This is a genomic window from Catellatospora sichuanensis (genome assembly GCF_007483665.1).
Classification (GTDB): domain Bacteria; phylum Actinomycetota; class Actinomycetes; order Mycobacteriales; family Micromonosporaceae; genus Catellatospora; species Catellatospora sichuanensis.
The window spans coordinates 278,360-303,669 of record NZ_VIQO01000014.1; the positions used below are offsets into that span (position 1 = coordinate 278,360).

The window sequence follows — 25,310 nt, forward strand, 5'->3', positions numbered from 1 at the left end:
CGCATCAGAGAGTCCCGCCCGGCATTATTCCTCGCGGATGCGAGCACTAGGCTGGACCCGGCGGCCCTGCGTCGGACGGGCCGGCGGACCCAGGGGAGAAAGCAATGGGCAGCAGAGGGATCCGCGCGGCGCTGGCCGGGCTGGCGCTGGCCGCGGCCGTGTCGGTCACCGCGTGCGGCGGCGGGCAGGCCCCGGCGGGCAGCGGCGGCGTCTCCGGCGAGGTGACCGTGTTCGCGGCTGCCTCGCTCACCGAGGCGTTCACGAAGATCGGTAAGGACTTCGAGGCCGCGCACCCCGGCACGAAGGTGACGTTCAACTTCGCGGGCAGCTCCGCGCTGGCCACCCAGATCACCCAGGGCGCGCCCGCCGACGTGTTCGCCGCCGCCAGCCCCGCCACCGTGAAGACGGTCGTCGACGCCGGCGACGCGGCCGGAACCCCGGTCGTGTTCGTCAGGAACCAGCTGGTCATCGCGGTGCCGAAGGGCAACCCGAAGGGCATCGCCACGCTGGGGAACCTGAGCAGGGACGACCTGAAGGTGGCAGTGTGCGCCGAGCAGGTCCCGTGCGGGGCGGCGGCGAAGAAAGCCCTCGACGCCGCCGGGGTCGAGGTCACCCCGGTCACCCTCGAACAGGACGTCAAGGCTGCGCTGTCCAAGGTGAAGCTCGGCGAGGTCGACGCGGCGCTGGTGTACCGCACGGACGCGAAGGCCGCAGCCGCCGATGTGGACGGCGTCGAGTTCCCCGAGTCCGCGGGCGCGATCAACGACTATCCCGTGGTCGCCCTCAAGGACGCGCCCAACAAGGCGGGCGCCGAGGCGTTCCTGGCCTACCTGCAGTCCTCACCGGCGAAGGCCGTGCTGACCGCGGCCGGGTTCCAGACTCCGTAACCTGAGCCCATGCCCGTCGACGAACTCCAGCAAGCCGGCGCGGCGGGGAGACTGCCGCGCCGGCGCGGCCACCGGCGCCTCCCGGTCTTCCTGATCCTGCCCGCCGGGCTGGGCCTGACGTTCCTGGTGCTGCCGCTGGTCGCGCTGCTGCTGCGCACCCCGTGGCGGGAACTGCCGCAGCACCTGGCCGAGCCCGCGATCCTCGCCGCGCTGCGGCTGTCGCTGCTCACCGCCTCGCTGGCCACGGTCTTCTGCATCCTGCTCGGCGTGCCGCTGGCCTGGCTGCTGGCCCGGGTCGAGTTTCCCGGACGGCGGCTGGCCCGCGCGCTGATCACCGTGCCGCTGGTGCTGCCGCCCGTCGTCGGCGGCGTGGCCCTGCTGCTGCTGTTCGGCCGTCGCGGTCTGATCGGCTCGTGGCTGGACGAGACCTTCGGCTTCACGCTGCCGTTCACCACCGCCGGAGTCGTCGTCGCCGAGGCGTTCGTGGCGATGCCGTTCCTCGTCATCGCGGTGGAGGGCGCGCTGCGCGGCGCGGACACCCGATACGAGGAGGCCGCCGCGACGCTGGGCGCGGGCCGCTGGACCACGTTCCGCCGGGTCACGCTGCCGCTGGTCGCGCCCGGCATCGCGGCGGGCGCGGTGCTCTGCTGGGCGCGGGCGCTGGGCGAGTTCGGCGCGACGATCACCTTCGCCGGCAACTTCCCGGGGCGTACGCAGACCATGCCACTGGCCGTGTACCTGGCGCTGGAGACCGACCTCGAAGCGGCGATCGTACTCAGCCTGATCCTGCTGGTCGTCTCGGTGACCATCCTGGTGAGCCTGCGCGACCGCTGGATCAGCAGCCCCTGACCGGGTCCGGCCGCCGCTGCACGCCGGGCCGGTGGATGGGACGGGACTTGCCCAGCCCGGCCGCATCCTCGCGCAGCGGACGCCGCGCATGCCGCCACATGATCCGCGGGCCGTGTGCCGTACTAGGCTGACCGGTATGCAGATCGCGGCACGGGACCTGGTGTTCGACCTCCAATCGGGCGGCCCGGCGGAAGGGCCGGTGGCGCTGCTGCTGCACGGCTTCCCGCAGCACGCGGGCGAATGGGAGCAGGTCGCCGACCGCCTGCACGACGCCGGCGTGCGCACCTACGCGTTCGACCAGCGCGGCTACTCCCCCGGCGCGCGCCCGACCGCGGTCGCCGACTACGTCATGGGCGAATGCGTCGCCGACGCGCTCGCGGTGCTCGACGCGCTGGGCGTGGACCGGGCGCACGTGGTGGGCCACGACTGGGGCGCCGTGGTGGCCTGGCACCTGGCCGCCGCGCACGCCGACCGGGTGCGCACCCTCACCGCGATCTCCGTGCCGCATCCGGTGGCGTTCGCCAAGACCATCGCCACCGACCCCGACCAGCAGCAGCGCTCGGCCTACATCGGCCTGTTCCAGCAGGAGGGCAAGGCCGAGGACACGCTGCTGGAGCACGACGGCCGACGGCTGCGGGAGATCTTCACCGGCGTCCCCGCCGAACGGGTCGAGCGCTTCGTCACGCCGATGCTGGACCGCGCCCGGCTCACCGGCGGCCTGAACTGGTACCGGGCGCTGACCCTGGGCTCCGGCTTCACCCCGGCCGGCCGGGTCGCGGTGCCGACCACGTTCCTGTGGAGCGACGGCGACTGGGCGATCGGGCCCAAGGCGGCCGAGAGCTGCGCCGCCTACGTCACCGGCGACTACCGCTTCGTCACCCTGCCCGGCGTCAGCCACTGGATCCCCGACGAGGCGCCCGACGACACGGCCCGCGAGATCCTGGCCCGTATCGCCACCGAAGCCTGACCGGAGGCACCCGTGTTCGTGAAGATCTGCGGACTGTCCACTGCCGAGACCGTCGCCACCGCCGTGGACGCCGGCGCGGACGCGGTCGGCTTCGTGCTGACCCGCAGCCCCCGCCAGGTGACCCCGGACACCGCACGCCGACTGGCCACGGCCGTCCCGTCGCACGTGCTGACCGTCGCGGTCGTCGCCGGGGCGGACGTCGCGGCCGTACGGGACCTGGTCCGCGACACCGGCCTGCGGGCGCTGCAGCTGCACGGCGACTACTCCCGGGCCGACTTCGACGCCGTCGCCGACCTCGGCCTGACCCTGGTGCGGGCGACCAGCTACGAAGCTCCGGACCTGCGCACCGGGGCGTACGGCGAGGACTTGCTGCTGGTCGACGCGACCGAACCGGGCTCGGGCGGCGCGTGGGACTACGCGATGCTGCGCGAACGCGGCCTCGGCGACGGCTGGATCCTCGCGGGCGGGCTCAGCGCCGACACGGTCGCCGACGCGATCCGGCAGTCCGGGGCGGGCGGGGTGGACGTGTCCAGCGGCGTCGAGTCCGCCCGTGGCGTCAAGAGCGAGGCCCTGATCAGAGAGTTCATCGCCGCCGCGCGCAAGGCAGGCTGACCGCCCGGGTTGCCCGCCCCGGCCATGATGGTCGAGCCGTCGCGCACCGGCCCGCCGTCGGGCTGCGCGGGACTGCGGTGTACGGCCCGTCGGCGACGGGTACGACGAAAGCGCAGCTCAACGGGGATGGGGTGAGGTCGGGTGGCACTCGGCCCGGAGGAGGAAAGCCGGCTCGCGGAGCTGGCCGAGCGCACCCGCGCGGAGGACCCGCACTTCGCGCTCGGGCTCGGTGCCGGCGAGCCGCGCCCGCCCGCCGAATACCGCAGGCGGCGCCGCTCCGGGCTGCGGATCGCGCTGGGCCTCACCGGGTTCGCGGTGGCCGTGGCCCTGTTCGCGGCGGGTGCCCCGGGCGGCGGGTTCGTCGCCGCGCTGGGCGCGGTGCTGGCGCTGGCCACGATCGGCGACGGCTTCTCGGGCCCGGGCGACTGAGCGCCGGTCAACCGGCCGCGCGGTACGCCCGGCCGGCCGCGGTCGGGCTGTCGCCGTCGCGGTAGAGCGCGGTTCCCTGGTGGCCCTCGGTGGGCCAGGGCAGCGCGAACCACGCGTAGCGCTCCACGTAGGACAGGCCCTCCATCATCCTCGTCGAGCCGGTGACGAACGCGGCCTGCTGCGCGTCGCTCGGGTACACCGCCCCGTTCGCGCCCCACTTGATCAGCGCGTACTCGGTGACCCAGATCGGCATCCGGTAGCGCTGGTACACCGCCTGCAGGTAGTTCTTCAGGTGCCCGACCGCGGCCGAGGAGAAGTCCGCGCCGTACCAGTGCAGGGTGATGAAGTCGACCCGATGGCCGCGCGCCTTCGCCCCGCTGAGGAAGCGGTCCAGCCAGCCGCCCGCCTTGTCCGCGCCCACCGCCACCGCCGGGCTGCCCAGCCGCAGGCCGGTCGCCTGCAGCCGCGGCCACAGGTCGAGGGCGCGCTCGACGGTCATGTTGGACTGGCTGGCGAAGTCAGGCTCGTTGAAGCCCAGCAGCACCTTGCCCGATCTCTTCGCGCGGGCCAGCTCGGCGTCCGTCACCGACTTCTCGCCCCAGATCATCGGCACGAACGCGGCGCTGGTTCCCGCGTCCCTGCTCGGGCCCGACGACCAGTTGTAGTACCAGCTCGCGCGCACGTCGGTCAGCGCCGCCTTGAGGCCGCCGAAGTCCCAGACGGTGGCGCCCTTCTTGGCCGACGTCTTCGCCGGGCCGCCGGGCTGGCTCCTCGGACTCGCCGACACCGACGGACGCGGTGTGGCGGACGCGCTCGCCGACGGCCCCGCCGACGCCGTTTCGGATGCCGCCGGATCCACCGCGCCCTGCGTCACCGCCGCGGGCTCCCCCGGGCCGGCCGCCTGCGCGCCCGGACCGTCACTCCACAGCCGCACGGCCGCGAACGACCCTCCGATCAGGACTGCGACGGTCAGTGCCACCGCCAGCCACAGCTTCCGGCTGTCGCGCCGCACGTGCCTGCCCGGTTGCCGCTGCGAGGTCTCGTCCACGAGCCGAAACCCTAGCCGCCGTGCATGAACGGGGCACGCCAGGGCACCGACCGCTCCCACGGAACGGCCGGTGCGCTGGCACACCGTCGCCAAGGTGTCCTAGGCTGCTGGGTCGATGTCAATCACCGATCATGCGGTGACGCGGGCCGCCCAGTCGATGCGGTGGTCGAACTGCCAGGCCATCTTCTCGGGCTTGGCCAGCAGCTTCATCGCCGTGGGCAGCAGCGCGTCGCGCAGCACCCGGGCGATCGGGCCCGCCGCCTTGTCGCTGTTGGTACGTGCCGCCACGGCGATGATGCGCTCGACCCGTTCCCGGCGCAGCCCTTCGTACGCTGTGAACGCCTGCTCCGCGGGCAGGTCGCGCAGGCAGCGGGCGAGCTGCACCGCGCTCTCCGCGGCCAGGGAGGCGCCCTGGCCCGACGACGGCGACGTGGCGTGCGCGGCGTCGCCGACCAGCACCATCCGGCCCCGGTGCCAGTTCGGCACACGCGGGATGTCCTCCATGCCGCCGACCGCGACGAACTCGGGCTCCTCGGAGGTGCGCAGGATGTCGAGCACCGGCATCCGGTCGTCGGCGAACGCCTCCGTCAGCAGCCGTGTCCACTCCCGCGCACCGGTCTTGTTCGCTTGCGACCACGTCATCGGCTGCGGGTGCGGCAGGTTGGCGAACCAGCCGCAGCGGCCGTCGTCGAACACCTGGTAGCCGAAGAAGGCGCGCTTGCCGAACATCATGTACATCGCGTCGCCGGTGCTCGGCAGGCCCGTGCCGGTCGACCAGCCGCCGAAGCCGAGCAGGCCGGTGTAGCGGGGCAGGGGCGCGGCCGGGTCGATGACCGTACGCACCGTGGAACGGATGCCGTCAGCGCCGATCAGGACGTCCGCCTCCGCGGCGGTGCCGTCCGCGAAATGGGCCCGCACGCCCGACGGCGCGTGCGGCGAGCCCAGGTGCTCGGCGGAGACCAGGCGCTTGCCGTGCGCCACGGCGATGCCGCGGCGTGCGGCCTCGCCGTAGAGGGCCCGGTAGAGGTCGGGCCGCATCACGAAGCGCTGCGGCTCCATACCGCTCGGGCCGCCGAACGAGGCCAGCCGCTTGCCGGTCCAGCTGTGGATGACGATGCTCGACATGGGCAGGCCGATCGCGCGCACCACGTCGTCCGCGCCGATCACCTGCAGCGCGGCCAGGCCGTTGGGCGCGATGCTCAGGCCTCCGCCGACGTTCTCCGCCGTGCTGCCGTACGCCTCGTACAGGCGTGCCTCGATGCCCGCCTGCTGCAGGGCCATCGCGGCCACCGGGCCGGCGATGCCGCCGCCCACGATCAAGGCGGTCTTCACCTTCGTCATGACTGTCTGCTCCCCAGGGGTAGCCGGCCGGTCGCTCGACCGGCTCGGGTTCGGATCGGTGCACACCGAACCGGCAGGGGAGCCCGGCTATCCTTGCGGTTGCCACCTCTCGTGGCCGGGCCCCTGCGGTGCGGTGCGAGGGTTGAGGTCTCCGGTGGCGTGTTGGCGCACGCCGCCGGGGACCGTTCGTCAGGGTTGCTGCGGGTGCAGCCCCCTCTCCATCAGCTCGGCCAGCTCCGGCGGAACGACCCCGGTCTCGCTGAAGACCTGCCAGTCCGCCAGGCCGGGGAACGTGCCGGAGGTCAGCTCGCCGAGCAGGCCGCGCACGAAGCCGACCTCGGCGTCGGCCACGGCCAGCTCGTACTCCTCCTCGACCAGGAACAGCCGCGGGACCTCGCGGGCGGCTTCGGCCAGGGCCGCGCGCCGTGCGGCGAGCTTGTCCTCCAGTGCGGTGAGCCGCCGTGCCAGCAGGTCTGCCGCTTCGGCGGGCGACAACACGGCCATGACCGACAGCGCGGCCGTGAACCGTGACTGCTCCTGCTCGGGTGTGGACAGCAGCTCACGCACCCAGTCGGTCAGCTCGGCGCGGCCCGCCTCGGTGATGCCGTAGACGGTCCGCTCCGGGCGGCCGCCCTGGCGCACGCTCTCGGTGGCCTCGACCAGGCCGTGCTTCTCCAGGTTCTGCACGACCGTGTAGAGCGAGCCCCACTTGATCTTCATGTTCTGGTCCTTGCCGTGCTCGCGCAGGACCGAGGCCATCTGGTACGGGTGCATGGGTCGCTGGACGAGCGCGGACAGCACTGCCAGCGCCATCAGATTGCCCACCTTGCGCCGCTTCGCCACGTCTGCCGCCCGCTCTTCTTACTCCGCTCTTGATTACTCGTTTACGAGTATACGCATCCGAGCACGGGCCGCGCCACCCGTCGCCACCCGCTACCGTGCCGGGTATGCGACTACTGATCCTCGGTGGCACCCGCTTCCTCGGCCGGGCGATCGCCGGCGACGCCGTCCGCCGCGGCTGGCAGGTGACGGCGTTCCACCGCGGCGTTTCCGGCGCTCCGCCGGACGGAGTCGCCTCCGTGCGCGGCGACCGGACGCGGGCGGCCGACCTCGCCCCGCTCACCCACCCGACCTGGGACGCGGTGGTGGACACCTGGGACGGTGCGCCGCAGGTCGCCGCCCTCGCCGCGGCCGCTCTGGCACCGGCCTGCGGCCGGTACGTGCACGTGTCGAGCCGCTCGGTCTACCGCGATCTGTCGACCCGCGGCCTCACGGAGAAGTCGCCACTGGTGCACACCGAGGGACCGTCGCTGGGCACGGTCAAGGCGGCCGCCGAGCAGGCCGTGCGCGACACGTTCGGGGATCGGGCGCTGGTCGCCCGGCCCGGCCTCATCCTCGGCCCGCACGAGCAGCCCGAACGGCTCGTCTGGTGGCTGCGCCGGCTGGCCCGCGGCGGCGACGTGCCGGTCCCCGGACCGCCGGACCTGGGACTGCAGTACATCGACGTGCGGGATCTCGCCCGCTGGCTGCTCGACGCCGCACACGCCGGCCTCGGCGGGACCTACAACGTGGTGAGCCGGCCCGGCCACACCACCATGGGGGCGCTGCTGTCGGCATGCGCCGAGGCGACCGTCTCCGGTGCCCGGCTGCGCTGGGTGCCGACCGCCGCGGTCACCGCGGCAGGTGTGCAGCCCTGGTCCGAGCTGCCGATCTGGGTGCCGGCGGGCAGTGCCGTACGCGGCCTGCACGAGACCGACGCCGAGCGCGCACATGCGGCCGGCCTGCGCTGCCGCCCGGTCGAGCAGACCGTCGCCGACACCTGGGCCTGGCTGGCCTCGACGCCGGGACCACTGCCGGCCGACGGTCTGGGCGCGGAGCGGGAGGCGACGCTGCTGCGCGGCATCGGTCAGGGCTGACCACACCCGAGCCGTCCGAGTATGACCGCTCAGGCGAGCGCGGCGGCCCAGACTGCGGTGTGCCGGTCCAGGTAGGCGGCGGTGTCGCGCCAGTACGGGCCGTCCTCGGTGAAGATCCGCGCCCAGGGCTGCCGGTTCTCGCTGAACCCGGTCTCCAGCAGGTCGTACATGGCCCGCGCCCGGCGGCCGAGCAGCGCCGCCAGCTCCGGACCCCGGTCCGGGTCCAGGCCGTAGCCATCGGTGAAGGCGCGCAGCCGGACGGCCGACTCCGCCGGGTCGCGGCGCGGGCTCATCCCGGCCATGCTCTGCGCCGCATAGGCCAGGTCCCACAGGCGTGAGCTCGGCGCCGCGCCGTCCCAGTCGATCAGGACCCAGCCCCGCTCGGCGTGCACCAGGTTCCATGGCGCTACGTCGTTGTGGCAGACCAGCTCGGCGCGGTCGGGCGGGATCGGCGTCTCCCACCGGGTCCCGACCTCGGGGACGAAGTTCACTGCGGCATCGTGCAGGCTGCGTTGCATCCGGCCGATTTCAGCCAGTTCGGTCAGGGCGTATGTCCCCGTCGCGTCGCCGATCTCGCCGGACACGTACTCCAGCACCTGGCGGCCCTGCTCGTCGCGACCGAGCGGCTGGGGTGCGCCGGTGAACCCGCTCCCGTGCAGGTGCCGCAGGAACGCGTCCACGCCCTCCGTCCAAGGCCCCGCAGGCCGCCGCACGGTGTCGCCCACCCGCACCACACCCGCGGTCACGTTCCCGACCAGCGCCTCTTCACCCTCCACCACCACGTGATCATCGGTCGCACACGCGCCCCCCGCAACCGATTACCCCGCCGGCGTGATCAGCGGCGGCGGGCGAGGCGGGCCAGGATGCGGCCGGGGGTCATCGGGACAACGGAGATCATGAGGCGGCCGGACGGGTCCTTGGCCGGGGTGACCGCGTACACCCGCAGGCCGCGACGCCAGATGACAGGTCGCGGCAGCCGCAGGCCGGCGGCGCGCAGCGGCGCGGAGCCCTCCTGGCCGCGGGCGTGCACGCTCACCCGCACCGAGCGGCGCTGCCCGCTGACGGCGCTGGCGTCGACGACATCGGCGACGGAGAACTCGGCCTGCACCACGGTCGCCGGACGGCTCTCGGTGACCTGGACCGGTGCGGTCAGGTCCTCGGCCTGGAAACGGATCTCGCCCTGCGCGGCCAGGTCCGGCAGCGGGCTGCGGGCCGAGATGGCCAGCACCGTCGCGCCGTCCGCGCGGCGACGCCACACCGCCTGGGTGGCGTCGAGCTTCGCGGCCCAACCGGCCGCGTGCGCGGTGACCTCGAAGATCTCGTCCGGCAGCGACGAGCCGGGGGTACGGAACCCGGGGTACGCGACATACCAGCGCTCGCCCTCGACGACGATCGGGGCGACGCCCCGCTGCACGTCCTGGCGGATGACGGCGAGCAGGTCGTCGACGTCCCCGGCCTGCACGACGGCGACGCGCAGCCGGGTCTCGACCTCCATCTCCGCGCCGGTCTCGGCGGTGAGGTAGCGGTCGGCGAGCTCACGTACGCAGGCATGCACCGCCTCCTGCACGGAACGCTCGACCTTGAGCAGGTCGTCGCGCAGCACGACGGCGACCTCGAGCGCGAACAGCCGGGACAGCACGGCCTCGCGGTCCTTGCCGGGCGGCATCAGCCCGACGGTGAACTCCATCAGGCGACGCATGCAGTACAGCCGGTCGGCGGCGTTGCTCAGGTGGGTGACGTTCTGGGCGTTGAGCCGGCGTACGGCGTAGTAGCAGTCGTAGTCGGCGACGACCGAGATCCGCGCGGCCCGGTGGCAGGCCTCCAGCGTGAACGGGAAGTCGCTGCCGATCGGCATGTCCTCGGGGTAGCGGATGGCGTGCCGCTCGATCAGGTCGCGGGAGAAGAGCTTGATGTTGGCCAGCGACCAGGGCAGCCCCGAACCGGCGAAGCTGATGTCCGCCTCGTTGCGGGCGAAGACCTGCTGGTAGATGAAGCGGCTGTTGACGCCGACGGTCTTGCCGAGCACGACCTCGGAGCCGTGGCGGTCGGCCGCGTCGACCATCCGCTCCAGCGCCTCGGGGCCTAGGTAGTCGTCGGCGCCGACGAAGAAGACGAACCGGCCGGTGGCCAGGCGGAGACCGTGGTTGCAGGGGCTGGCCGGGCCGCCGGAGTTGGGCTGGCGGACCACCTTGACGCTGCCGGGGTAACGGTCGGCGAACCGGGCCAGTTCCGCGGCGCTGCCGTCGGTCGAGCCGTCGTCCACCGCGATGATCTCCAGGCGGTTCAGCCCGAGGGTCTGCCCCACCAGCGAGTCCATGCAGCGCCGCAGGTACGGCATCGTGTTGTACACCGGGACGATGACACTCACGTCGACAGGGGTCACGTATTCGCCTCCAGCGTTCGGCAGGGGTGCCGGGGTCGGCGTGGAGACACCCGGGTGCAGCTTGCTGGCGACTACGGTAACAATAAGCCGGCAGCACGCGTAGATCAGGAGCGGACGCGCGGCGGCAGTCCCGTAGGCTGCGTCCGCCCCGTACCGGTATCACCCAGAGAGGCGGACCATGGGAGTCGAACGTCGCGGCCGTGGTCGTGTGGTCATGATCGTCGACACCGGGGTCCACGGCGACTCGCGGGTGCAGAAACAGGCGATCTCCGCGGCGGAGGCCGGCTGGGACGTGACCCTGATCGGCCGCTCGCCGACCAACGAGCCCCAGCAGTGGCAGCTCGGCGGCGCGGACGTGCGGCTGCTCGTGGTCGGCGGCGGCTCCGGCGCCGGGGGTGCCGGAGGCAGCGGCGCCAAGGCGGCGCTGCGGCGCGTGCGGACGGCCATGCCCGGTGCGGTGAAGCAGGCCCGCCGCCCGGTCGATCTCGCGCTGGTCTGGTACTGGCAGCGCAAGCTCGGCGACAAGTCCTGGCGGCGCCTGGAGCCGGACCTGTGGAGCTTCGAGGTCGCGTTCGGCAAGGCCATCGACGAGCTCGACCCCGACATCGTGCACGCGAACGACTTCCGGATGCTGGGCGTGGGCGCCCGCGCCGTGCAGCGCGGCCGGGCCCGGGGACGCGACGTCAAGCTCGTCTGGGACGCGCACGAGTACCTGCCCGGCGTGATCCCGTATCGCGATCACGCCCGCTGGCTGCCCGCGCACCTGGCCTACGAGCGCGAGTACGCCCCGGTCGCCGACGCGGTGATCACCGTGTCCGACGAGATCGCGGCCCGGTTGCAGCGTGACCACCGGCTGCCGGTCACCCCGGCGGTGGTGCTCAACGCGCCCGAGGTCAGCCACGATCCCGGCCCGGCCGACGCCCCGACGCTGCGCGAGCTGTGCGGCATCGGGCCGGACGTGCCGCTGATGGTCTACAGCGGGGCGGCTTCGCCGCAGCGCGGCCTGGGCCTGGTGGTCGAGGGCCTACCGCAGCTGCCGGGCCTGCACGTCGCGATGATCATCAATCAGCCGGACGGGCCGTACGCGACGACGCTGCAGGAGCGGGCCGCCGCGCTGGGCGTCGCCGACCGGATCCACCTGATGAGCTACGTCCAGCACGACCGGGTCGTGCCGCTGCTGGCCACGGCCGACCTCGGCGTCATGCCGATCCGGCACCACCTCAACCACGAGATGTCGCTGGCCACGAAGTTCTTCGAGTACTCCCACGCCCGGCTGCCGATCGTGGGCAGCGACGTGCGCACGCTCGCCGCGACCGTACGCAGCACCGGCCAGGGCGAGGTGTTCCGCGCCGACGACGTGGCCGACTTCGTGCGGGCGGCGCAGGCCGTGCTCGCCGACCCGGAGCGCTACCGGGCCGTCTACGACAAGCCCGGCCTGCTCGACGGCTGGACCTGGCGGGCCCAGGCCGAAGTGCTCGAGAGCGTCTACTCCGGGCTGCTGCCCGGCCGCTGACCCGACTGATCGTTCGAGGCGTCCTCCCGGCGGGGGGACGCCTCTTTCGTGCTAGCCCGGACCTGCCAGGCCGGTCGGCGCGCAGCGCACTCTCCAGGATCTCGACATGGCACGTGCAAATTTTGCGTGATGCGTTGACAGCATCAGCGTCATGGGTGCAAATTTGTGACTGCCTCGAAACATCGGTGCAATCCATGTGCCGCAACGGCACTGCCGAACCCTGCTCCGCCGCACCGCTCCCCTCCGGGGCCGCTCACCCGCGCCAGGGGGTTCCCCCGTCCGTCCCCGACGAGGAGACCGTCCATGCCCCTCGCGTCATCGTCCCTGCATCCGCCCCTGTTCAGGCTGCTGCGCCTGCTGGCCGTCGCCGTGCTGGCCGCGGCCGGCGGCCTGCTCGCCGTGCCGCAGCGCGCCGACGCGGCGCCGTTCTCGGTGCTGGTCTTCTCCAAGACCGCCGGGTTCCGCCACGACTCGATCCCGACCGGCGTCACCGCCATCCGCAACCTCGGCACCGCCAACGGCTTCACCGTCGACGCCACCGAGGACGCCACCGCGTTCAACGACACCAACCTGGCCAAATACGCCGCGGTGGTGTTCCTGTCCACCACCGGCGACGTGCTCGACGCGACCCAGCAGGCCGCGTTCGAGCGCTACATCCGGGCGGGAGGCGGGTTCGCGGGCGTGCACGCCGCGTCCGACACCGAATACGGCTGGTCCTGGTACGGCAGCCTGGTCGGCGCGTACTTCTCCAGCCACCCGGCCGAGCAGACGGCCACGGTCAAGGTCGAGGACCCGGCGCACCCGTCGACGGCGGGCCTGCCGCCGCTGTGGTCCCGGTTCGACGAGTGGTACTCCTTCCAGACGAATCCTCGGACGAATGCGCACGTGCTGGCGAGCCTCGACGAGCGCAGCTACGCCCCCGGCTCGTCCGCGATGGGCGCCGACCACCCCGTCGCCTGGTGCAAGCCGTACGACGGCGGCCGGTCCTGGTACACCGCGCTCGGGCACACCGCGGCGGCGTACAGCGACACGAACTTCCTCAACCACCTGCTCGGCGGCATCCGCACGGCCGCGGGCCAGGTCGCGGGCGACTGCACCGCGACCAGCACGGCGAGCTTCCAGAAGGTCGCCCTGGACAGCAACACCAGCAACCCGATGGAACTCGACGTGGCCGCCGACGGCCGCGTCTTCTACATCGAGCGCGACGGCCGGGTGCAGATCGTCAAGCCGAGCACCGGCACCACGGTGACCGCGCTGACCCTGCCGGTGTTCACCGGCAACGAGGACGGCCTGCTCGGCATGCGCCTGGACCCGGGCTTCGCGAACAACGGGTTCATCTACCTGTACTACTCCCCCACCACCGGCGCTGCCCGCAACCAGTTGTCACGGTTCACCGTCTCCGGTGACACGATCAACACGTCCACCGAGAAGGTGCTGGTCCAGGTCGCCACGCAGCGCAACACCTGCTGCCACGCGGGCGGCTCGATGACCTTCGACGCGGCGGGCAACCTCTACCTGGCCACCGGCGACAACACCAACCCGTTCGAGTCCAGCGGCTTCGCGCCCCTGGACGAGCGGGCGGGCCGGTCGGACTTCGACTCGCAGAAGAGCTCCGGCAACACCAACGACCTGCGCGGCAAGGTGCTGCGGATCAAGCCGCAGGCCGACGGGACCTTTACGATCCCGGCGGGTAACCTGTTCGCGCCGGGCACGGCGCTCACCCGGCCCGAGATCTACGCGATGGGCTTCCGCAACCCGTTCCGGATCGGCACCGACCCGGCGACCAACACGCTGTACGTCGCCGACTACGGCCCCGACGCGGGCGCCACCGACCCCAACCGGGGCCCCGAGGGCACCGTCGAGTGGAACATCGTCGGGCAGGCGGGCAACTACGGCTGGCCGTACTGCGTCGGCGCGAACTACGCGTACAACGACTACACGTTCCCGTCCGGGCCTTCCGGCGCCAAGTACAACTGCGCCGCGCCGGTGAACAACTCGCCGAACAACACCGGCCTGACCAACCTGCCGGCCGCGCAGCCCGCCACGGTCGACTACGACTACGGTGGCAACCCGCTGTTCCCGGAGATCGGGGGCGGTGGCGCGCCGATGGGCGGGCCGGTCTACCGGTACAACGCCGCGTCGACGTCGGACCGCAAGTGGCCGCAGTACTTCGACGGCAAGGCGATCTTCGGCGAGTGGAACCAGAACAAGCTCTACACGATGCAGGTCACCCCGAACGGCAGGTCGCTGGTCGACATCAACCAGCTGTTCGGCTCGATGAGCTTCCTGCGGCCGATGGACCTGGAGTTCGGGCCGGACGGCGCGATGTACCTGATCGAGTGGGGCACCGGCTTCGGCGGCAACAACGCCGACTCCGGGGTCTACCGGATCGACTACATCGCCGGGGACCAGAACCCGATCGCGGTCGCCTCGGGCAACCCGACCTCGGGCGGCGTGCCGCTGACGGTGCAGTTCTCCAGCGCCGGCTCGCGCGACCCGGCCGGGCAGCCGATCACGTACGCATGGACGTTCGGCGACGGCGGCACCTCGACCGCGGCCAACCCGTCGCACACGTACGCGACCGCGGGCAACTTCAACGCCCAGCTCACCGTGCGCGACCCCGGCGGGCGTACCGCGGTGGCCAACGTGCCGATCACCGTGGGCAACACCGCGCCGACCGTCACGCTGACCGCGCCCGCCGACGGCGGCTTCTTCGCCTGGGGCGACCAGGTGCGCTTCACGATCACGGTGACCGACCCCGAGGACGGCACGATCAACTGCTCGCGGGTCAACGTGCAGTACTACCTGGGTCACGACGCGCATGCGCACCCCCTGCAGGGGTACACCGGGTGCACCGGAGTGATCCAGACCTCCATGGGCACCGGCCACGGTGACGACGCGGACATCTTCGCCGTGATCGAGGCCAGCTACACCGACCTCGGCGGAGGCGGCGCCGCGCCGCAGACCGGCCGGGCGACGATCAAGCTGCAGCCCAAGCACAAGCAGGCCGAGTTCTTCAACAGCACCGGCCGCGCACCGGGCGCGATCGGCGGCGGCGACCCGGGCGTGCAGCGGGAGGCGACCGCCGACACCGCGGGCGGCTTCCAGAACATCGGCTTCATCGAGGACGGCGACTACTGGTCGTACACCCCGGTGAACCTGCGCAACATCACCTCCGCGCGCTTCCGGGTGGCCTCGCCCGGCAGCGGCGGCCGGATCGAGGTCCGCACCGGCGCGCCCAACGGCCCGCTGGTCGGCACCGCCACCTTCGGCGGCACCGGCGGCTGGCAGACCTACGCCGACGCCACCGCCACCCTGTCCGCGAGCACCACCACCGGCCCGCTGTTCCTGGTCGCGAAGAACCCGGCCGGCGACACCGGCCAGGGTTCGATCTTCAACGTGAACTGGGTCGACTTCCTCGGCCAGGGTGTGGCCGACGGGTCGCAGCTGCAGGTCACGCCCGGCAGCCTGGCCTTCGGCTCGGCGAACGTCGGCACCACCACGGCGGCGCAGGCCGTCACGGTGACCAACCCTGGCACGGCGGCGGCGAGCATCAGCTCGATCACCGCCAGCGGCCAGTACACGCAGACGAACACCTGCGGCAGCTCGCTGGCCGCCGGGGCGTCCTGCACCCTGAGCGTGCGCTTCGCCCCCACCTCGGCCGGTACGCAGAACGGCACGCTGTCGGTGGCCAACTCGACCACCGCGTCGCCGCTGACGGTCTCGCTCACCGGCACCGGCGTCAGCAGCACCACCAACCTCGCCATCGGCGCGGCGATGTCGGCCAGCACCAGCAACGGCGGCTTCCCCGCCTCGGCCGCCAACGACGACAACACCGGCAGCTACTGGGAGTCCGACAACAACGCCTTCCCGCAGTGGCTGCAGGCCGATCTGGGCAGCGCCAAGCAGGTCAGCTCGGTGACGCTCAAGCTGCCGCCGCCGTCGGCGTGGGGCGCCCGCACCCAGACGCTGTCGATCAGCGGCAGCACCGACGGCACCAACTTCAGCACGCTGAAGGCGTCGGCGGGTTACCTGTTCGACCCGGCCACCGGCAACACCGCCACCGCGACCTTCACCGCGGCGTCGGTGCGCCACCTGCGGGTGACCATCACCGCGAACACCGGCTGGCCCGCCGGTCAGCTCGCCGAGCTGCAGATCTTCGGCGGCGGCAACCCGCCCGCCGCGGCGACCCTGGCCGCGAACCCCACCTCGGTCGCGTTCGGCAACCAGAACGTGGGCACCACCAGCAGCGGCCGCACGGTGACGATCACCAACACGGGCACCGCCGCGGCGAGCATCTCGGCGGTATCCGCGTCGAGCCAGTTCGCCGCGAGCGGCTGCGTCGGCACGCTAGTCGCCGGAGCCAGCTGCACGGTCACGGTCACCTTCAGCCCGACCTCGGCCGGAGCGAAGACCGGCACGCTGACGGTGGCCAGCAACGCCACCAACCCGTCCCTGACCGTCAGCCTGACCGGCACCGGCACCACGGTGCAGACCCCGGCGACGCTTTCGGCCAACCCGACGAGCATCGCGTTCCCGAACACCACCGTCGGAAGCACGATCACCCGTACGACGCAGATCAGCAACACCGGTGGCACCACCGCCTCGATCTCGTCGGTGACTGTCTCCGGCATCGGGTTCAGCCTGTCGGCCAACGGCTGCGGCTCGGCCCTGGCACCGGGGGCGAACTGCATGGTCACCGTCGCCTTCACGCCTGCCACCGCAGGCGCGAAGACCGGCACCCTGACCGTGGCCAGCAGCGCGTCCAACCCGTCGCTGGCGGTCGGGCTGACCGGCACCGGCACCACGGCGACCAGCTCCAATCTGGCGCTGGGCAAGCCGGTCACCGCGGGGCACGTGCAGAACTACGTGCCCGGCAACGCGGTCGACGGTGACGCCGGCTCGTACTGGGAGAGCCCCAACAACGCCTTCCCACAGTCGATCACCGTCGACCTGGGCGGCAGCGCGTCGCTCAGCTCGATCGTGCTGAAGCTGCCGTCAGCCTGGGGCGCGCGTTCCCAGACGCTGTCGGTGCTGGGCAGCGCCAACGGGTCCACGTACACCACGATCACGGGCTCGGCGGCGTACCAGTTCAACCCGTCCGGCAACACCGTGACCATCACCCTGCCCGCGAACACGACCGCCCGCCACGTCCGGCTGACCTTCACCGCGAACACCGGCTGGCCCGCGGCGCAGCTGTCGGACTTCCAGGTGATCGGCGTGCTGAGCTAACCCCTCGACCGTGCCGGTGGCGGCGGGCAGCCCGCCCGTCCCCACCGGCACGGTCGTCCATGCCTGCGGCGGTTTCCATCCACCGCCGGATGGTCCACGATGTGACGATGCGTATCTCCTGGCGTACCGCCGTGGGCGGGCTGGCCGGTCTGGTCGGGGCCGTGACGTGGGCCATCGGGTCGGCGGTGTACCAGCCGATCATGGAGCCGTCCGGCGGGTGGTTCGACGATCCGGGCGGCTGGGCCGCCGAGGTCGGCGGAGCGGTGCAGCAGACCGTCGAGAACAACACCTAAACGCCCCCGCGGCCGGGTGACCTGGCCGATCCCGGTGCCCGGCGCCACCTTACCATCGACGCGGGTGCTCGTGACGGACTCCGCCGCGTCGTGCGGCTCCCGCAGCCTGCTGCGCCTATACGCTCGGCAGATCGACACGGCGAGGAGACGAAGTGATCCGCTGGACGTACGCGTTCATCGACCGGCCCGCTGACGCGTTCACCGAGGCCGCGTCGTTCTGGTCACGGGTGACCGGCACGCATCTGACCGCGCGCCGGGGCGAGCACGCCGAGTTCGCGACGCTGCTGCCGATCGGGGCCGACCCCTGCGTGAAACTGCAGGCGGTGCACGAGGGCGGCGGCGCGCACCTCGATCTGAGTGTCGACGACCCGGGCGCGCTGGCGAGGCGTGCGGTGGAGCTGGGTGCGACGCACCTCGCCGACCTAGGCCACCAGGTGCTGCGCTCGCCGGGCGGGCTGCTGTTCTGCGCGGTGCCGTGGCACGACGAGTTCCGCCGCCCGATGGCGCACACCACGCCCGACGGCGCGCTCAGCCGCCTCGACCAGGTCTGCATCGACGTCGGCCCGGCCGCCTACGACGCCGAGGTCGCCTTCTGGGGTGAGATGACCGGCTGGGACTCCTCGTTCGGCTCGCGGCCGGAGTTCCACGTCGTCGCGCCGCCTGCCGAACTGCCGGTGCGCATCCTGCTCCAGCGGCTCCAGCAGGAGCGGCCGACCTCGGCGCACCTGGACCTGGCCTGCTCGGATGTCGAGGGCGTGCGGGCCTGGCACGTCAAGTGCGGGGCGACCCACGTGGCCGACGGCGCGCGCTGGGTCGTCATGAGCGACCCGGCCGGGGGCGTCTACTGCCTGACCGCGCGCGACCCGAAGACGGGCGGCCTGCCCGGAAAGTGATCACCCGGCTGCGCCGTGGCCCGCCGGTGCGGTATCTTTGGCGATTCGAGCACAAAAAAGAACGGCACGCTGAAAGCGTCCGTTCGGGCTTCAGTATAGACACGAAGGAGCCAGGTTTGTCAAGCGACGCCGCCGACGAGATTCACCGCGAGCAGGAGTACGTCTCCGACCTGTACCGCCGCCTCGACGGCCTGCGCGAGCAGGCGGAACGCCGGCTGTCGCAGGCGCTGCTGCAGACGGGCGGCACTCACCAGGAACGCTCGCAGCGCGAGTCGACGATCGCCCTCTACGCCGATCAGCGGGCATCGCTGGGCGCGGTCGAGAACGGGCTCTGCTTCGGGCGGCTGGACCTGGTCGAGGACGGGGCCCGCTACATCGGGCGCCTCGGCATCTTCGACGAGTCCGCCGATTACGAGCCGCTGCTGGTGGACTGGCGCGCCCCCGCGTCCCGGCCGTTCTACCTGGCCACGGCAGCCTCGCCGCAGGGCGTACGCCGCCGCCGGCACATCCGCACCGCCGAGCGCACCGTCACCTCACTCGACGACGAGGTGCTCGACCTGGCCGACGCCGCCGCGACCGCACCTCACCACGAGGGGCTGACCAGCGAGGCCGCACTGTTCGCGGCGATGGACGCGGGCCGCACCGGCCGTATGCGCGACATCGTCGAGACGATCCAGGCCGAGCAGGACCACATCATCCGCGCCGACCTGGGCGGGATCATGGTGGTGCAGGGCGGCCCCGGCACCGGCAAGACCGCCGTCGCGCTGCACCGCGCGGCCTACCTGCTGTACACGTACCGCAAGGAGCTGTCGACCCGGGCGGTGCTGGTGGTCGGCCCGAACACCACGTTCCTGAAGTACATCTCCCAGGTCCTGCCGTCGCTGGCCGAGACCGGTGTGGTGCTGCGCACCGTGGGCGGGTTGTTCCCCGGCGTCACCGCCACCGGTGTCGAGACCGACGAGACCGCCGAGGTCAAGGGCCGCGCCGTGATGGCCGACGTGCTCGCCGCGGCGGTGCGCGACCGGCAGCGGGTGCCCGACGACACGGTGGAGGTCGAGTTCGACCAGGAGCCGCTCGTACTGGACCGGGCCGCCTGCGAAGCCGCCCGCGAGGTGGCCCGGCGCAGCGGCAAGCCGCACAACCTGGCCCGGCCGCTGTTCGACGTCGAGCTCATCCACGCGCTGTCGAGGCAGCTCGCCGACCGGATCGGCACGGACCCGTACGCCGACGACCCGCTCGGCGGCGAGGACGCCCCCGGCGACCCGCAGCTGCTCGACGAGGCCGACCTCGCCGAGCTGCGGCGGGAGCTGCAGGCCGACCCGAACGTGCAGACGGTGCTGGACTGGCTGTGGCCGGTGCTGACCCCGCAGCGGCTGCTGGCCGACCTGTACGCGAGCGAGGCGCGCATCGCCACGGCCGCGACCATGCTCACCGACGCCGAGCAGGCCCTGCTGCGCCGCAGCCGCGACGCCGGATGGACCCCGGCCGACGCGCCGCTGCTCGATGAGGCCGCCGAGCTGCTGGGCGAGGACGACCGCGACGTCGAGGAGCTGGCCGAGCGCCGGCGGCGGCAGCGGCTGGCCTACGCCGAGGGCGCGCTGGAGATCCTGCACGGCTCCCGCTCCATCGACCTGGAGGACGAGCTCGACCCGGAGATCCTGACGGCCGCCGACGTGCTCGGCGCGCTGGAACTCGGCGAGCGGCAGGAGGACGCGCGGCGGCTGACCGCCGCGGAGCGGGCCGCCGCCGACCGCCGCTGGGCGTTCGGGCACGTCATCGTGGACGAGGCGCAGGAACTGTCGCCGATGGCCTGGCGGCTGCTGATGCGCCGGTGCCCGAGCCGGTCGATGACCATCGTCGGGGACGTAGCGCAGACCGGCGACCCGGCCGGCACCTCCTCCTGGGACGCGGTGCTGCACCCGTACGTGGCGGACCGGTGGCGGCTGTCGCAGCTCACCGTCAACTACCGCACGCCCGCGGAGATCATGGACCTGGCCGGGCAGGTGCTCAAGTCCATCGACCCGGGGCTGGAGCCGCCGCGCTCGGTGCGCCACACCGGCCAGGCCCCGCAGTTGACCGAGGTCGGCCCGGACGAGCTGGCGGCCCGGCTGGCCGAGGAGGTGCGCCGGGAGGTCGCCGCGCTGGGCGACGGCACGCTCGGCGTGCTCGTGCCCGCCGGCCGGATCGACGAGCTGGGCGCGGTGGTCACCGCGGCGCTGCCGCAGGCGCGGGTCGGGCAGCAGACCGAGCTGACCGACCCGATCGTGGTGCTGACCGTGCGCCAGGCCAAGGGGCTGGAGTTCGACGCGGTGGTGATCGCCGACCCGGGTGCCATCGTGGCCGAGTCCCCGCGCGGGCACAGCGACCTGTACGTCGCGCTGACCCGCCCCACCCAGCGCCTGACCGTGCTGCACCACGGCGACCTCGCGATCTGACGAGGAGCGGGTCCGGACCCGCCGTGACCGGTCACGGCGGGTCCGGGTCCGCCGTCCTGCCCCGGTGGCATGCGACGCGAGCCCGGGCCTGCGGTCCTGGCGGCGGTGCCGGGCAACGCGAGCGGGACCCCGCTCAGCGCGCACGAATTAGTGAGACAGGTCGATGTGGACGGTTCCCGGGCCGTAGACTGCGCCGATGGGACCGCGCTGGGTAGCGCTCATCGTCGCCGCCCTGCTGGCGGTGGCAGGCTGCGGCGCGCCCGCAGCACAGACCCCGGAGCCGCGCCCCGCGCCGCAGACCGTCACGGTCCGGCTGGAGCTGGCCATGGACGCGACCGCGCCGCAGCGCACCGCGCTCGAATCCTGGCTGCGGACCAGACCCGAGGTCGTCTCGTTCACGTTCGAGAACCGCGAGCAGGCACTGGCCAGGTTCCGGGCGGCCTACCGCGACTCGGCCGACCTGGTCGGCTCGCTCAACGCCGCCGACCTGCCCGAATCCTTCGCGGTCACGCTCGCCGCGGGCGCCGACGTCGACGGTTTCGTGACGGCGGCACAGCCCCTGGAGGGCCTCGACCACGTCGCCCGCGACTCCGACGAGCCGCCGCCGGGCTGAGCGCCACGACGTCCGCCGGATGGCGGACCCGGCGCGAAAGCCGGCCGCCCGCCGGGTGGCGGATGTACACCGATACCGCGTTCTGCGACGCTGCCCGTACCCGCGGCACAGGTCCGCGGCCATCGTGGAGGTCACCATGGCGGACTCGCCCTCGGTCATAGCGAAGATCGTGGGGGCGCTCGGCATCCTCGCGCAGATCGTCCTGCTGCCCTTCTACCTCTCCAGCGGCCTGGTCGCGCCGCTGTGGGGGCTGATCCTCCTGATGGTGATCTGGACCGGGCTGCTGGTGGTCGCGATCAGGCTGTGGCGCACCCGGCCGTTCCTCGTGCCCCTGGTCCCGGTCGCGGCGCTGGCAGTGTGGTTCGCGGTGCTCAGCGCCGGCGAAGCCTGGCTCGGCTGGACCCCCTGACAGCCCTCGACGCACCGGGTCGGCCCGGCGCCTGACCGGCGCGGCCGACACCGCCGACAAGGTTCCGATCCGTTCCACAACCGACGGTATGGCGACAGACCGGAGCCCATCCGGCGAATGCTTTGCCAACCTGGGGGCGACGTGACGTCGCCGTGCCCGGACGGCGTCGCATCGGAAGGGAGTCGGCCATGAACGCCACCGGCGCCCGCCCGGCGACCATAGCCCCGCTCGCGCGGAACGCCGGGGTGCGCATCCTCGGGCCCATCGAGGCGGCCGGTCTCGACGGCCCGGCCATGCTCTCCGGTGCGCGCCAGCGGGCCCTGCTCGCGGTGCTGGCCGTACACGCCGGCACCGTCGTGCACCAGTCCCGCCTCATCGACGCGCTCTGGGGCTGGGACCCGCCCCGCACCGCGGTCAAGACGCTGCACAGCCACATCGCCCGGGTGCGCCAGGCACTGGACGCCTGCGGCCTGCCCGCAGCCCTGCACACCCGCCACGCCGGCTACCTGCTCGACATCCCCGCGCTCGAGGTCGACGCCCACCTGTTCGAGTCCATCGTGGCCTCGGCCCGCCGCCACCTGGGTGACAGCGTGCCCGAGACCGCGGCCCGTGAACTGCGCGAGGGACTTGCGCTGTGGCGCGGCGACGCGCTGGCCGACGGCGAGCCCACCGGCTGGGCGGCCGCCGAGGCGGCCCGGCTCAACGAGGTGCGGCTGTGCGCCGAGGAGGACCTGTGGGAGGCCGAGCTGCGGCTGGGTCGGCATCGCGCCGCCGTCGGCGAGCTGGAGCGGCTGCTGGTGACGCATCCGCACCGCGAGCGCCTGGTCGGGCTGTCCATGCTGGCGCTGTACCGGTGCGGGCGGCCGGCGGAGGCCCTGGACGCATTCCGGCGCCTGCGCGCCCACCTCACCGACGAGCTCGGCACCGATCCGGGACCCGACCTGCAGCGGCTGCACACCGCGATGCTGCGCGAGGACCCGGCGCTGCACCCGGCCACGCTCCCTGCGCAGGGTCCACCGATGAACTCCGCGCGGCCAGGACAGGCTCCGCCCCCGCCGGGCGAGGCTCCACTGCAATGGTTCACGCCGCCGGGCCGGACCCCGCCCGTGCCGTCCCCGCTGCCGGGCCAGGCCCCGGCACCCGCAGGGGCATCGGGCACCGAGCCGGTGCCTGCCGAGCTGCCCGCGCCCGCGGGTCACTTCATCGGCCGCGACGAGGAGCTGTCCGCGCTGGACCGGCTGCTGGAGCAGCAGGGGCCGCAGCCGCGCATCGCTTTCGTGGCGGGTCCGGGCGGCATGGGCAAGACGGCGCTCGCCGTCCGGTGGGCGCACACCATCGTGCCCCGCTTCCCGGACGGCCAGCTGTACGTCGACCTCGGCGGGCACGACCCGGCCACCGCCCTGCCGCCCACGCAGGCGCTGGCACAGGTGCTGGCCAGCCTGGGCGTGCCGGCCGGACGCATCCCCGCCGAGCTGCCCGCCCGGTCCGCGCTCTACCGCACGCTGCTGAGCGAGCGCCGGATGCTGGTGGTACTCGACAACGCGGCCGGGCCGGACCAGGTGCTGCCGCTCGTGCCGCCGACCGTGGCGAGCCTGCTGCTGGTCACCAGCCGCAGCCGCCCGACCGCGCTGGCCGTGCACCACGCGGTGCACGCGGTCGCGTTGGACGCTCTCGACCGGCACGCCGCGGTCGCGTTGCTGGCGCAGGTGCTAGGCCAGGCCAGGGTGGACCGCGAGCCCGCCGCCGCGGTCGAGCTGACCGAGCTGTGCGCAGGCATGCCGCTGGCGCTGCGCATCGCCGCCGCGAAACTCGCCGCCCGCCCCGGCCGCCTGCTGGCCGAACTGACCGCGGAGCTGGTCCACGACGACCGGCTCGACGAGCTGTCGGTGCCCGGCGACAGCCGCAGCGTGCGCACCGTGTTCGGCTCGGCGTACCGGGCTCTGCCCGTCCCGGCGGCCCGGCTGTTCCGGCTGCTCGGCCTGCACCCGGGTGCCACGTTCACCGGCCACCTGGCCGCCGCGGCCGCTGCCCTGACCCTGCCCGCGGCGCGCCGCGTGCTCGCCGAGCTGGTGTCCGCGCACCTGGTCGCCGAGGTGGCCCCGGACCGCTACCGCTGCCACGACCTGCTGCGCATGTACGCCAAGGAGTGCGCGGCCGCCGACGAGACCGGCCCGGCCCGCGACGAGACCGTCGCCCGCCTCCTCGACTGGCACCTCGCCGTCGCCGACGCCGCGAACCGGCTCGTCGACCCGGGTCGTGACCGGGTCCGGGCCGCGCCCACGTTCCCGCCGGCGCAACTGCCGTTCCCCGACGACGCAGCCGACGCGCTGGCCTTCCTCGACGGCGAGCGGGCCGGCATGCAGGCGGTCGTCCGATATGCCGCCGAGCACGGGCACTACGCCGCAGCGTGGCAGCTCACCTACCTGCTGACAGGGTTCTTCGACTCGCGCGGGCACTGGGCGGAGCGGGTCGAGCTGTGCCGCTGGGGCGTCACCGCCGCGGCCCGCTGCGGGGACCCGGCCGCGGAGGGGCTGATGCGCAGCGGGCTGGGCGTCGCCCTGATCATGACGCGGCGCTTCGACGAGGCGCTGGACGTGCTCCAGTCGGCACTGACGCTGACCCGCCGGTGCGGCGACGCGCGCGGCGAGGGGCACGTGCACAACAACATCGCCGTGGCCAACGCGGGGCTGCGCCGCCACGACGAGGCCGTGGAGGCGTACCAGCACGCCCTGGCCCTGCACACGTCGATCGGCAACGCGCTCGGGGTCGCGATGGGGCTCAACAACATCGGCGACGCGTACGTCCGGATGGGACGGGCCGAGCTGAGCCTGGAGTACCTGAACCGGGCCCTGCCCGCGGCGCAGGAGCTGGGCAATGCCCGGCTGGAGGCGGCGGCGCTGAGCGGCCTGGGCCAGGCCCACGCGGCCCTGGGCGACCTCGACGCCGCGCTGGACCACCTCCGACAGGCCCTGGCCGTACGCCGGCACCGCGGCGACCGCCGCCACGAGGCCGACACCCGCAACACCATCGGCATGACGCACCTGTGCCGCGGCGACCACCGGGCGGCGCTGGACGAGTTCGGCCGAGCGCTGACGCTCAGCCGGGAGATCGCCGACCGGCACCTGGAGGCGGCCGCACTGGCAAACCTCGGCCGCACCCATCTGGAGCGGGACGACCCGGTGGCCGCCGCCGGCTACCTGCGCCTGGCGCAGACCCTGCGCAGCCGCGCACCCGACGACTTCGAATCCGCCTGCATCGCCCGCGACCTCGGCGAACTCGCCCGGCGCGCAGGCGATCAGGCCGAGGCCCGAGAGCTTTGGCAGCTTGCCGTGGACCTGTTCCGCAAAGCCAACGCAGCCGCCGAAGCCGACGCGCTCGCCGCCACTCTCACCCGACCGGGTCTCGCGTAGACGTTGGCCTATCTCATCGAAAAAGTCGTGATCGAAGTCGATGAGATAGGCCGGCGTCTACGTCAAGCGGGGTGCGGGAC

Annotated in this window: 19 protein-coding genes; 14 read left to right on the top strand and 5 right to left on the bottom strand. The window is 73.1% G+C overall.

Annotation, left to right across the window (positions count from 1 at the left end; translation table 11 throughout):
• Positions 1–104: 104 nt before the first annotated feature.
• The 5 genes from modA to FLL47_RS27930 all read left to right on the top strand — a co-directional run bounded on the left by modA (position 105) and on the right by FLL47_RS27930 (position 3,744).
• A complete protein-coding gene (modA, locus tag FLL47_RS27910; protein ID WP_144123877.1) occupies positions 105–887 on the top strand; it encodes a molybdate ABC transporter substrate-binding protein in 783 nt (260 codons plus the stop codon).
• Between the two features lie 9 nt (positions 888–896).
• Positions 897–1,736 carry an ABC transporter permease gene (locus FLL47_RS27915; RefSeq protein WP_144123879.1) on the top strand — a complete coding sequence of 280 codons (840 nt, stop codon included), beginning with the start codon at positions 897–899 and terminating at the stop codon, positions 1,734–1,736.
• Positions 1,737–1,872: 136 nt separating this feature from the next.
• A complete protein-coding gene (locus FLL47_RS27920; RefSeq protein ID WP_144123881.1) occupies positions 1,873–2,703 on the top strand; it encodes an alpha/beta fold hydrolase in 831 nt (276 codons plus the stop codon).
• Between the two features lie 12 nt (positions 2,704–2,715).
• Positions 2,716–3,315: a phosphoribosylanthranilate isomerase gene (locus FLL47_RS27925; protein WP_144123883.1), complete on the top strand. Its 600-nt coding sequence runs from the start codon at positions 2,716–2,718 to the stop codon at positions 3,313–3,315.
• A 141-nt stretch (positions 3,316–3,456) separates the two neighbouring features.
• Positions 3,457–3,744, top strand: a complete 288-nt coding sequence (locus FLL47_RS27930; protein ID WP_144123885.1) for a DUF3040 domain-containing protein — start codon at positions 3,457–3,459, stop codon at positions 3,742–3,744.
• Between the two features lie 7 nt (positions 3,745–3,751).
• On the opposite strand, the gene FLL47_RS27935 is transcribed toward FLL47_RS27930, so the two are convergent.
• The 3 genes from FLL47_RS27935 to FLL47_RS27945 all read right to left on the bottom strand — a co-directional run bounded on the left by FLL47_RS27935 (position 3,752) and on the right by FLL47_RS27945 (position 6,946).
• The gene (locus FLL47_RS27935) at positions 3,752–4,792 is read right to left on the bottom strand and encodes a glycoside hydrolase family protein (RefSeq protein WP_246158721.1); all 1,041 of its coding nucleotides are present in this window, start codon (positions 4,790–4,792) and stop codon (positions 3,752–3,754) included.
• Between the two features lie 129 nt (positions 4,793–4,921).
• The gene (locus FLL47_RS27940) at positions 4,922–6,133 is read right to left on the bottom strand and encodes an FAD-dependent oxidoreductase (protein WP_144123889.1); all 1,212 of its coding nucleotides are present in this window, start codon (positions 6,131–6,133) and stop codon (positions 4,922–4,924) included.
• 189 nt (positions 6,134–6,322) lie between these two features.
• Positions 6,323–6,946 (bottom strand): PadR family transcriptional regulator, encoded by a 624-nt coding sequence (locus tag FLL47_RS27945; protein ID WP_246158724.1) that lies wholly within the window; start codon positions 6,944–6,946, stop codon positions 6,323–6,325.
• Between the two features lie 134 nt (positions 6,947–7,080).
• Between FLL47_RS27945 and FLL47_RS27950 the strand changes: the two genes are divergently transcribed.
• On the top strand, positions 7,081–8,049 hold the full coding sequence (locus FLL47_RS27950) for an NAD-dependent epimerase/dehydratase family protein (protein WP_144123893.1): 969 nt from the start codon (positions 7,081–7,083) through the stop codon (positions 8,047–8,049).
• A 29-nt stretch (positions 8,050–8,078) separates the two neighbouring features.
• On the opposite strand, the gene FLL47_RS27955 is transcribed toward FLL47_RS27950, so the two are convergent.
• Both FLL47_RS27955 and FLL47_RS27960 read right to left on the bottom strand, forming a co-directional pair.
• On the bottom strand, positions 8,079–8,828 hold the full coding sequence (locus FLL47_RS27955) for a phosphotransferase (protein ID WP_144123895.1): 750 nt from the start codon (positions 8,826–8,828) through the stop codon (positions 8,079–8,081).
• A 56-nt stretch (positions 8,829–8,884) separates the two neighbouring features.
• Positions 8,885–10,432, bottom strand: coding sequence for a glycosyltransferase family 2 protein (locus FLL47_RS27960; RefSeq protein ID WP_144123897.1), 1,548 nt, complete (start codon positions 10,430–10,432; stop codon positions 8,885–8,887).
• Positions 10,433–10,646: 214 nt separating this feature from the next.
• Between FLL47_RS27960 and FLL47_RS27965 the strand changes: the two genes are divergently transcribed.
• From FLL47_RS27965 to FLL47_RS28000, 8 genes are all read left to right on the top strand, one after another.
• A complete protein-coding gene (locus tag FLL47_RS27965; RefSeq protein WP_144123899.1) occupies positions 10,647–11,945 on the top strand; it encodes a glycosyltransferase family 4 protein in 1,299 nt (432 codons plus the stop codon).
• 303 nt (positions 11,946–12,248) lie between these two features.
• Positions 12,249–17,177, top strand: coding sequence for a ThuA domain-containing protein (locus FLL47_RS27970; RefSeq protein ID WP_144123901.1), 4,929 nt, complete (start codon positions 12,249–12,251; stop codon positions 17,175–17,177).
• Positions 17,178–17,284: 107 nt separating this feature from the next.
• Positions 17,285–17,470, top strand: a complete 186-nt coding sequence (locus FLL47_RS27975; protein ID WP_144123903.1) for a hypothetical protein — start codon at positions 17,285–17,287, stop codon at positions 17,468–17,470.
• A 152-nt stretch (positions 17,471–17,622) separates the two neighbouring features.
• Positions 17,623–18,363: a VOC family protein gene (locus tag FLL47_RS27980; RefSeq protein ID WP_144123905.1), complete on the top strand. Its 741-nt coding sequence runs from the start codon at positions 17,623–17,625 to the stop codon at positions 18,361–18,363.
• Between the two features lie 116 nt (positions 18,364–18,479).
• Complete coding sequence (locus tag FLL47_RS27985) at positions 18,480–20,798, top strand: HelD family protein (protein ID WP_144123907.1); 2,319 nt, start codon at positions 18,480–18,482, stop codon at positions 20,796–20,798.
• 196 nt (positions 20,799–20,994) lie between these two features.
• The gene (locus FLL47_RS27990) at positions 20,995–21,411 is read left to right on the top strand and encodes a permease-like cell division protein FtsX (RefSeq protein ID WP_144123909.1); all 417 of its coding nucleotides are present in this window, start codon (positions 20,995–20,997) and stop codon (positions 21,409–21,411) included.
• Positions 21,412–21,547: 136 nt separating this feature from the next.
• A complete protein-coding gene (locus FLL47_RS27995) occupies positions 21,548–21,820 on the top strand; it encodes a hypothetical protein (RefSeq protein ID WP_144123911.1) in 273 nt (90 codons plus the stop codon).
• A gap of 188 nt (positions 21,821–22,008) precedes the next feature.
• On the top strand, positions 22,009–25,230 hold the full coding sequence (locus FLL47_RS28000; protein ID WP_144123913.1) for an AfsR/SARP family transcriptional regulator: 3,222 nt from the start codon (positions 22,009–22,011) through the stop codon (positions 25,228–25,230).
• Positions 25,231–25,310: the final 80 nt, after the last annotated feature.

What these genes read in the sequence shown, in the direction of transcription:
- modA (WP_144123877.1), top strand. Translation starts at nt 105, where the DNA reads ATGGGCAGCAGAGGGATCCGCGCGGCGCTGGCCGGGCTGGCGCTGGCC.
- FLL47_RS27915 (WP_144123879.1), top strand. Translation starts at nt 897, where the DNA reads ATGCCCGTCGACGAACTCCAGCAAGCCGGCGCGGCGGGGAGACTGCCG.
- FLL47_RS27920 (WP_144123881.1), top strand. Translation starts at nt 1,873, where the DNA reads ATGCAGATCGCGGCACGGGACCTGGTGTTCGACCTCCAATCGGGCGGC.
- FLL47_RS27940 (WP_144123889.1), bottom strand. Translation starts at nt 6,133, where the DNA reads ATGACGAAGGTGAAGACCGCCTTGATCGTGGGCGGCGGCATCGCCGGC.
- FLL47_RS27945 (WP_246158724.1), bottom strand. Translation starts at nt 6,946, where the DNA reads ATGGCGCTGGCAGTGCTGTCCGCGCTCGTCCAGCGACCCATGCACCCG.
- FLL47_RS27950 (WP_144123893.1), top strand. Translation starts at nt 7,081, where the DNA reads ATGCGACTACTGATCCTCGGTGGCACCCGCTTCCTCGGCCGGGCGATC.
- FLL47_RS27965 (WP_144123899.1), top strand. Translation starts at nt 10,647, where the DNA reads ATGATCGTCGACACCGGGGTCCACGGCGACTCGCGGGTGCAGAAACAG.
- FLL47_RS27970 (WP_144123901.1), top strand. Translation starts at nt 12,249, where the DNA reads ATGCCCCTCGCGTCATCGTCCCTGCATCCGCCCCTGTTCAGGCTGCTG.
- FLL47_RS27975 (WP_144123903.1), top strand. Translation starts at nt 17,285, where the DNA reads ATGCGTATCTCCTGGCGTACCGCCGTGGGCGGGCTGGCCGGTCTGGTC.
- FLL47_RS27990 (WP_144123909.1), top strand. Translation starts at nt 20,995, where the DNA reads ATGGGACCGCGCTGGGTAGCGCTCATCGTCGCCGCCCTGCTGGCGGTG.
- FLL47_RS27995 (WP_144123911.1), top strand. Translation starts at nt 21,548, where the DNA reads ATGGCGGACTCGCCCTCGGTCATAGCGAAGATCGTGGGGGCGCTCGGC.
- FLL47_RS28000 (WP_144123913.1), top strand. Translation starts at nt 22,009, where the DNA reads ATGAACGCCACCGGCGCCCGCCCGGCGACCATAGCCCCGCTCGCGCGG.